The organism is Kosakonia sp. S42, assembly GCF_016624785.1.
Lineage (GTDB): Bacteria > Pseudomonadota > Gammaproteobacteria > Enterobacterales > Enterobacteriaceae > Kosakonia > Kosakonia cowanii.
This window is the reverse complement of sequence record NZ_JACVTW010000065.1, coordinates 1-5,663: the sequence shown is the minus strand read 5'-3', so window position 1 is coordinate 5,663 and position 5,663 is coordinate 1. Positions and strand designations below refer to the sequence as shown.

The window sequence follows — 5,663 nt, the reverse complement described above, 5'->3', positions numbered from 1 at the left end:
TTATGCCGGCATTCTGTTTCTGGATGGCACAGGATTTCGGGTCAGGGTCACGATACTGGTTTCTAAATCAGTCGCTGGAGTCAGGATGATTGACATTTCAGGTCCAGAACAGCACAGATGGCGCAGAGTTCAGGAGAAAATCCCCATTGTTCTGCAGAACTTTGGAAGGTGTCGCTATTGCTCGTCAGCACGACTGGCTGCCAGTCAGCTTTTCCTGTGGCTTAAGCGATACCATGAGGCAATCTCACTGCCACAGCCGCACGGTCATACCCGCGTGGGTCTTGTTTTCGCAATAAAGCAAATAAAAGAACTACAGTGTCTGATGGGCAGGAAAATCATGGAAAATGAGTTGCGGAAAGAGGCGATTGAGTATGGACGACAAAAAAAGTGGATAACGCACGTGCCCATGTTATCGGAAGGATGGCGATAAGCTTTGTCAGCCATTGCTTCCGTGTCCCACGTGCGCAACCGCATGTCATCACCCGCCATCCAGAGAACCGGCAAGATCGCAAGCGCAAACCAGAGTAGTAAAGCGCTGTTCAGTATTCATAACGTCATCAGCGATCTCTCAACGCATGATTACAACTGAGCTTGCCTCGATGAAATAATGCATTAGCCCGTTCTGGCATAAAGCTCGCAACTTAAATAGTACTAGTGTCAGTACAAACAGGAGCTTGCAGTAAGATAAAATTGCTGGGGATCAGTAAGCGTTGAAATGAATACCCTGCGCATACTGCACGTGGTAATAGAACAATGCCTTGCTGAGCAAAGATCCGTCTCAATGACTCCAAGTGCATGGTCCATTTGTTGTGTCTTTAACCAATTAGTGTGAATACCCGAAACGGTTACTTGACGGAATTATATTGAAATAAATTTTCGTTTTGTTCCGGGGTAGCTACCGGTTCTGGTTGATTATTGACTGTAAGGTTTTTCAGTTTGATGCCGATATTTACTCTCAGGCGTTAATAATTTCATAACAGGAGTAAAAATATGACCAGCATCAACTCACTAGGTGCAGGGACGAACCTGGACCTCAACTCACTGTACAGCCAGATTGAAAAATCAGAACAGACGCGGCTTACGCCGCTGGCTAAACAGCAATCGTCCTACAAAGCGAAGCTGACCTCATGGGGAATTATGCAGACAGCTCTGGGCAAATTGCAAGCGGCAGCGAATGCTCTTAAAGATTCGGCGTCGGTGTCGACAAGCAAAGTTACTAGCAATAACACGGCTTTCACCGCAACCTTGGCGAATGGAGCCAACCCAGGTAATTACGCCGTTGAGATATCGCAGTTGGCGAAGGCACAGACTCTGCTCTCAAAAGCGGTCAGAAGCAGCACCGAGGATTTGGGTGACACATCTCAGACCTCCCGTACCCTTATCATTACTCAGCCTGGACAGAAAAAACCGCTTGTCGTCGCGCTCGATAAAGACCAGACCAGCCTTTCTGCCATTCGCGAGGCCATCAACAAGGCCCAAGGAGGTGTAACGGCCAGCATCATTAAATCCGACAATAATACATACTATCTGTCCTTGACTTCGCGTGATACTGGTACGGAAAACAGTATGACAGTGAGCAGCACGGACGCGAAGCTTGCCTCATTCTTGAGCTATGATGGTAACCCTGCAAACAGCGCAAACGGCATGGTGCAGAAGATGCCGGCACAGGATGCAGTTTTCAGCGTGAACGGTGTAAATATTATCAGGGGCAGTAATAACATTACCGACGGACCAGAGGGCATAACTCTGAAGCTGAACGCAAAAACCAGTCAGCCGGAGATACTTATCGTCGAAAAAAACAATGCGCCAATGTTCAAGCTGGTTCAGGACTATGTGGATGCTTACAATTCCCTTCAGACAACAATTGCGTCTCAAGCAAAATTTACCGTAGTTAAGCAGGGCAGCAGTGCACAAGACAGCACGAATGGGGCGCTGGCCGGGGACGGAACGCTACGAAATATTCAGACGCGCCTTCAGACAGCCCTGTCTACTCCCCAGAGCGGCAGCGCGTTCAGCACGCTGTCGCAGATTGGCGTGACACAGGACGTTAACGGCAGACTGACCGTTGACTCGGCGAAACTTAATAAAGCGCTGGATGATAAACCGGGTGGCGTTACGGCGCTATTGTCCGGGGACGGCAAAACCACCGGCTTTGCCACGCAAGTCAGCAACATGCTGACAAAAATGCTGGATTCAAAAGGCGTGGTACAGGCGGCCCAAGATGGGATAAACAAATCACTGAAGACGCTGGACGGTCGCGTGCAGGCGGTAACATATGATATTGCGACAACAATGGCGCGTTATAAAACTCAATTTACTCGCCTGAGCAGCATGGTGTCATCTATGAATACCACTTCAAACTATCTGACTCAACGATTCTCAAAATTAAGTTAGTTTCCTGACCGTCAAAGCCCGTCGGTTAACCCAATGTACCTTTAATCTGAAGAGAATTCGGTCGGATTTGGGCAATCCCATAAGTAGCTGGTATTCCAAATAACCAACCGGACTGAACCATGTACGGACATGTATCGATACCCAGTCGAACGACGCTTGATGAAGAAAACTATTTATAAAGCGTGTACAGGAATTATGTCTGCGGGCTGACCGCCATTCTGTGTGGCACCGGGCAAGCGAGTGATGTCGCCAGAATGCTTTGCGGCGCTCGTTCGCCAATTGACCGGTGGAATAACTGGCTTACTCTGTATGGTATTGAAGACCTCAGATCTCTACCGTTCGATCAGAGCTGTCGCTGGCCGGTCAAACAGATCTGAGCATTGTTAATTCAGTTTGTAAAGCATTCTCCTCATGATTTGACTATCAGCGCCGGCGTTATAGTACGGAACTTACGTCAATAAAATCAATTAGACAGCCTATTTCGATTGCATGCGCCTACGGTGCGCCGCTGATTGATCTGATGTGGTGGGTGGCGCACAGCTCCTGCGCTGCGTACCGGGACCGAATAAGAAGAAAAATGGCGGTAATAGGCACTGTGCCGGCGACATGCAGCCGTGAGCAATGAGGTTGAGAAATCAGCCAGATTCTGTATCGATTATATTGTAAAATCAAAGAAACAGTTAAACATTTAGCCTGATTTTTTCATGTAAATCAATGATTTTTACATGGAGAAAAGCGATGGACATGAAATAGATGGCGCTAATAATTACAGAAAGATGACAACATCATCATATATTATTTCGGAAAAAATAAATGCCTACATCAAAGAAAATAACAAACGCTATGGTATAGATATCAGGTCATTTTATGTTAGTGAAAAGACCATGGCAGATTGGTTCAAAAGACACATCAAAAATTCTATGGATGATAATATTTTTTTTAATCGACAGGGTAGCAATCTGAATAGCCACGGATAATCTAGACACTTTAGAGCCGTTGATAATACTGGTTTTCATATTCAGCCGGTGGCATCTGATTACTTGAACCATGCCGACGCCTACAGTTATAAAACATTTCGATGTAATCAAAAACATCGCTGCGGACTTCTTCCCGCGTTCCGTAGATCTTTTTCTTTATCCGTTCGCTCTTCAGTAGCTGGAAAAAGCTTTCCGCAACCGCGTTGTCGTGGCAGTTACCGCGACGACTCATGCTGCCTTCCAGACCGTGTGATTTCAGGAACGACTTCCTCTCCGGCCGCTACGGCGGTGGACTGCCTTCCTGATATTGCTCTTCCACTTGAACAACAAGCTGGGTTGAATACCGTGCAGGCGTGCGACATGGGAGACATTCATGCCTGAATGGCGATTTTCTCCTGAGGAGTCTTACGCTTACGAACTCCTTGCCCTAAAAGGATCCCGGTCATCTCAAAACTGGCATTAGTGTTAGATATATATTCAAGCCTATCTCTTATCTGGAGATACAGCCACTGTCCGGTGTTTCAGGGGGCTACATAAGTTCATAGATAACTATCCAGATCCATGGCTGCGTTCGGTTACCAGTTTCACCAGTTTCTTGTCATCTAGGACATCGAACATTTTTCATACAGCTCTAAACTGCGCCCCAGATATTGGACAACTTATGCAGTCTGACTCAATCGATATTGTATTGGGCTAAGACCGCCAAGTTTTTCCTTTATCCTCAATTGGTTATAATAATCAATGTAACCAACGAGATCTCGCTTTAAGTCATCCACATTTTTATATTCATTAAGGTAATAACATTCTGATTTCAAGGTCCCAAAAAGATCTCTATGACCGCATTATCCAGGCAATTTTCCCGGCGAGACATACTCTGGACGATGCCACTATCCTTTAACCATCGCTGCCACCGTGACATCTGATATTGCCAGCCTTGGTCGCTGCGCAATATTAGATGTTCATCTTTCGGCAACTGTTTCAGCGCATCCATAAGCATATGAAGGTAAAGGGCGGGTAGCGAGGTTATAGGCAATAATTTCGCCATTATAAAGTCCATGATGGGCGACAAATACAGCTTCTTGCCATTCACTTTAAACTCAGTGACATCTGTGACTCACTTTTCGTTGGGGTGTTCTGCATCAAACTGACGTTTCAGGAGATTATCGCAAATTCGCCCTTGCTCTCCTTTATATGAACGATACTTTTTGACGCGGATCAGGCTGCTAATACCCAGTTTCTTCATTAATTTTCTGACGGTTTTACCATTAAGTAAAACCCCCTCGTTATGACATGTCAGCCTGATACGTCTGTAACCATAGCGACCTTTGTGCTGGTGATAAATTTTCAGCACAAGTGCTCTGGCAGACTGATACCTGTCCGGAGCTGTAAGACGTTTGACATGATAGTAGAATGTGCTCCGGGGCAGCCCAGCAACAATTAACAATCGGGATAATGGTTATTTTTTCTTTAGTTCATTAATAATGCTCACTTTTTTCTGGGCGCTGAGCATTTTTTCTGCTAAACCAAGGCCTTGCGCTTTTTTAAGTAGACATTCTCGACCCTGAGTTGTTCAAGTTCCTCTCGCTCATCTTCGGTTAATGCTGGTAATGGTGTGGCCGGAATGACATTTTTATCTGGCACAGGAATAATCTTTGTATTTTTTCGAATGAAAGCATCCTTGCCATATTTTCTATATTTTTCAAGCCAGGTGCATACAGTACCAAGGTCTGGTATCCCATGTTTTAGCGCAGTTTCACGAACAGAAAACAGTCATCCACGATTTCTTTTACTACTGTAAGTTTGAAATCAGCAGAGTAGCGCCCCTTTTTATTCGTAAGTACGCCTATTCCATGCTCCCAGTAGGCATAAGCCCATTTTCTTACCGTGCAGGGGTTGATGCCGTACATCCTGGCGACAGATTTCAGACTCAGTTCGTCCTCTAGGTACTTTTCTGATACCTTCTTTTTGAATTCCAATGAAAATTTTGCCATGCGCCCTCAGTTTTCGATCCGGTGTCTAACTTTAGGGGCGCACTACAATCCGCCGGGACACAATAAAAAGCGGGCTGGTTGCGATTCAGAATTGCAACCGGAAAACCATTCCCTGCGCTGACTGTAGTTCACTTATGATGATGCTGGGCATATGACACCTCATAATACCGTTTAACAGGTCTCATAGTAAAGACCACCTTCTTAGAAAGTGGCTTTCGAGAATGCCCCCTGTAAGGGGGCTATTGTTGTATAAACCGGGCACATGGGTAACAGGTTATAACGGTACGGTAAACAGCTGACG

The 5,663-nt window shown here is 45.8% G+C and carries 6 protein-coding genes and 4 pseudogenes; 3 read left to right on the top strand and 7 right to left on the bottom strand.

The annotated features are described in order from the left end of the window. The 3 genes and pseudogenes from IAE50_RS26385 to IAE50_RS25375 form a co-directional block, all read left to right on the top strand. Positions 1-430: pseudogene (locus tag IAE50_RS26385) on the top strand (hypothetical protein); the annotation flags it as partial. A 560-nt stretch (positions 431-990) separates the two neighbouring features. Continuing rightward, positions 991-2,394, top strand: coding sequence for a flagellar filament capping protein FliD (fliD, locus tag IAE50_RS25380; protein ID WP_200581660.1), 1,404 nt, complete (start codon positions 991-993; stop codon positions 2,392-2,394). Between the two features lie 725 nt (positions 2,395-3,119). Then, positions 3,120-3,371 carry a hypothetical protein gene (locus tag IAE50_RS25375; protein ID WP_200581659.1) on the top strand — a complete coding sequence of 84 codons (252 nt, stop codon included), beginning with the start codon at positions 3,120-3,122 and terminating at the stop codon, positions 3,369-3,371. A 10-nt stretch (positions 3,372-3,381) separates the two neighbouring features. On the opposite strand, the pseudogene IAE50_RS25370 reads toward IAE50_RS25375, so the two are convergent. From IAE50_RS25370 to IAE50_RS25355, 7 genes and pseudogenes are all read right to left on the bottom strand, one after another. Beyond that, positions 3,382-3,639 (bottom strand): annotated as a pseudogene (locus IAE50_RS25370) (IS3 family transposase); the annotation flags it as partial. Continuing rightward, positions 3,629-3,817: pseudogene (locus tag IAE50_RS25365) on the bottom strand (transposase); the annotation flags it as partial. The pseudogenes IAE50_RS25365 and IAE50_RS25370, both read right to left, overlap by 11 nt. A gap of 213 nt (positions 3,818-4,030) precedes the next feature. Continuing rightward, a complete protein-coding gene (locus tag IAE50_RS26375) occupies positions 4,031-4,147 on the bottom strand; it encodes an IS3 family transposase (RefSeq protein ID WP_309228118.1) in 117 nt (38 codons plus the stop codon). 35 nt (positions 4,148-4,182) lie between these two features. Further along, positions 4,183-4,428, bottom strand: coding sequence for a DDE-type integrase/transposase/recombinase (locus tag IAE50_RS26370; protein ID WP_234467351.1), 246 nt, complete (start codon positions 4,426-4,428; stop codon positions 4,183-4,185). A 57-nt stretch (positions 4,429-4,485) separates the two neighbouring features. Then, positions 4,486-4,722, bottom strand: a complete 237-nt coding sequence (locus IAE50_RS26365; protein ID WP_309228117.1) for an IS3 family transposase — start codon at positions 4,720-4,722, stop codon at positions 4,486-4,488. A gap of 391 nt (positions 4,723-5,113) precedes the next feature. After that, positions 5,114-5,362 carry a helix-turn-helix domain-containing protein gene (locus IAE50_RS26360; RefSeq protein WP_234467348.1) on the bottom strand — a complete coding sequence of 83 codons (249 nt, stop codon included), beginning with the start codon at positions 5,360-5,362 and terminating at the stop codon, positions 5,114-5,116. Positions 5,363-5,409: 47 nt separating this feature from the next. Then, a pseudogene (locus IAE50_RS25355) lies at positions 5,410-5,487 on the bottom strand (antitoxin); the annotation flags it as partial. Positions 5,488-5,663: the final 176 nt, after the last annotated feature.